3 protein-coding genes and 1 pseudogene are annotated in these 2,474 nt (G+C 65.6%); all 4 read left to right on the forward strand.

Translation table 11 applies throughout. The features are described from left to right. Nucleotides 1-384: glutathione binding-like protein (locus tag LH128_RS29560; protein ID WP_037521999.1), on the forward strand; the 384-nt coding region annotated here is incomplete at its 5' end. 107 nt (nt 385-491) lie between these two features. Next, nucleotides 492-1,019 (forward strand): 2Fe-2S iron-sulfur cluster-binding protein, encoded by a 528-nt coding sequence (locus tag LH128_RS29565; RefSeq protein ID WP_008833380.1) that lies wholly within the window; start codon nt 492-494, stop codon nt 1,017-1,019. Then, nucleotides 1,016-1,993 carry an FAD binding domain-containing protein gene (locus LH128_RS29570; protein WP_008833381.1) on the forward strand — a complete coding sequence of 326 codons (978 nt, stop codon included), beginning with the start codon at nt 1,016-1,018 and terminating at the stop codon, nt 1,991-1,993. Before LH128_RS29565 ends, LH128_RS29570 begins: the two co-directional genes overlap by 4 nt. After that, nucleotides 1,990-2,474: pseudogene (locus tag LH128_RS29575) on the forward strand (xanthine dehydrogenase family protein molybdopterin-binding subunit); the annotation flags it as partial. The gene LH128_RS29570 and the pseudogene LH128_RS29575, both read left to right, overlap by 4 nt.

Here is a 2,474-nt window from a genome sequence, read left to right on the forward strand (position 1 = left end):
CTGGGTAAGCCCTATGGCGACGACGCGGCACTGCTCTACCGCCACTTCCTCCATTATGCGGAAGGCTCGCTCATGCCGCCGCTGCTGATCGATCTGGTGCTGGGACGCATCCCGCTGGTGGGCAAGACAGCGCAGAAGAAGTTGCAGCCGATGATCGATGTCCATCTCGATTTCGTCGAGCATGAACTGGCTTTCCGACCGTGGTTCGCAGGCGATACATTCACCGCCGCCGATATCATGATGAGCTTCCCGCTCGAAGCGGCCCGGGATCGAGGAGGACTGGAAGTGGGGCGTCCTGCGACGATCGCCTGGCTCGACAAGATCCACGCGCGGCCCGCGTATCGGGCCGCGCTCGAACGCGGCGGCCCCTATCGCTTTGCCTGACGACGACACCGCAATACCGCGCTGCCGGCACGCGGAGCCACCGGCTGCGTTACACACAGGCGCATTCTCCGACCATCAGCCACATCCGGCATCAGGAGGTTTCTGCGATGAGCATTCTCGTTAATGGAGCGCCCGCCGAGCTCCCATTCGACCCCCGCGTGTCCCTGCTGGATTTTCTGCGCGATCGCCTTCACCTGCACGGGACGAAGAAGGGCTGCGATCAGGGCGCCTGCGGCGCCTGCACGGTTCTGGCGGACGGGGAACGCATCCTGTCGTGCCTTGCGCTGGCGGTACAATACGACGGGCGCTCCATCGTGACGATCGAAGGCGTCGGTTCAGCCACCGAGCTGCATTCACTGCAACAGGCCTTCATCGAACACGATGGCTTCCAGTGCGGCTACTGCACCCCAGGCCAAATCTGTTCGGCGATCGGCATGGCGGACGAACTGCAGCGCGGTGTCCCCAGCCACGTTACGGATGACCTCGACGCCCCGACAATGCCGTTCAGCGCCGAGGAAGTCCGCGAGCGAATGAGCGGCAACCTGTGCCGCTGCGGCGCGCATAACGGAATCATCGATGCCATCGCGGCAACGTTTGCGCCGTCACCGATGCCGGAAACGGAGGCAGCGCAATGACACCTCTGCGTTACGCACGTGCTGCCGATGCCAGCGACGCCGTGCTCCAGGCCGGGACCGGAGCGCGTTATCTGGGAGGCGGCACCAATCTCGTTGATCTGATGCGCGAGACGATCGAGCGTCCCGAAGCTCTGGTGGACGTATCCGGTCTTGCCGTCGGTATCGAGGAAACTGCGAACGCCGGCCTGATGATCGGAGCGGGGACACGCAACACCGCGATTGCGGCGCATCCGCTCGTCAGACAGCGCTACCCCATTCTTTCCCGCGCCATCCTTGCCGGTGCCAGCGCCCAGATTCGCAACATGGCGACGGCGGGCGGCAATCTGCTCCAGCGCACGCGCTGCGCCTATTTCTACGACGAGAGCGGATCGCGCTGCAACAAGCGCCACGTCGGACAGGGCTGCGACGCGCTCGAGGGCTTCAATCGCAACCATGCGATCCTTGGAGCTTCGGACGCCTGTATCGCCGTACACCCCTCGGACATGGCGGTTGCGCTGGCGTCACTTGATGCCGTCGTCCACACGCGCACATCCAAAGGCGAACGGCAAATCCCGCTGGCCGACCTGCACCGACTGCCAGGCGATCGACCCGATATCGAGACCGTGCTGGATCAGGGTGAATTGATCACCGCGATCGAACTGCCACCTGCCCTCCGCCGTTCGACGTACCGCAAGGTGCGGGACCGTTCGAGCTACGCCTTCGCGCTGGTTTCGGTCGCAGGCGCGATCACCGTCGAGGACGGGCATATCCGCGATGTTCGCTTGGCCCTCGGCGGCGTTGCGCATCGCCCCTGGCGCGCACGGCGCGCCGAGGACGTCCTGCGGGGCGGGCCTGTCGGCCAGGTCGCCTTCGCAACAGCGGCCGATGCCGAATTGAGCCAGGCCCGCGCGTTGCGGCATAACGGCTTCAAGATAGAACTCGCCCGCCGCACCCTCGTCGCCGTGCTTGAGGAACTGACGGGAGACCCGGCATGAACATCGCCAAGGACGCCAAGGGCCTCGTACAGGGCATGGCGCAGCGCCTGGTGGCGAAGGCCGTCGCCTTGGCGCCGGACAACTGGGTGCCGGGCGGTGTGCCCGATCCGCTGATCGGCCACCAGCATGGGCATCTGGGGCGCGCGGTATCGAGGATTGACGGCCCGCTCAAGGTCTCGGGCACGGCCCGGTTCGCGGCAGAGTTTCCGATGGAGGGCATGGTCTTTGCCGCCATTGCTTTCAGCACCATCGCCAAGGGCCGCATCGCCCGCCTCGATACCGCTCGCGCGCTGGCCGCCGACGGCGTGGTCGAGGTGATGACCTACCTCAATGCGCCCCGCCTCTCGCCGCCGCCTGCGTTCATGTCAAACCCCAAGGCGGCGGGCGGGGACAGCCTTCCAGTGATGCAGGACGATCAGATCCACTGGAACGGTCAGCCCGTAGCCGTGGTGCTGGCGGATACGCAGGAGCAGGCCGATCA

Origin of the sequence: Sphingomonas sp. LH128 (assembly GCF_000293195.2) — a bacterium.
Lineage (GTDB): Bacteria > Pseudomonadota > Alphaproteobacteria > Sphingomonadales > Sphingomonadaceae > Novosphingobium > Novosphingobium resinovorum_A.

Coding starts and splice junctions, on each gene's coding strand:
- LH128_RS29570 (WP_008833381.1), top strand. CDS start 1,016: ATGACACCTCTGCGTTACGCACGTGCTGCCGATGCCAGCGACGCCGTG.
- LH128_RS29565 (WP_008833380.1), top strand. CDS start 492: ATGAGCATTCTCGTTAATGGAGCGCCCGCCGAGCTCCCATTCGACCCC.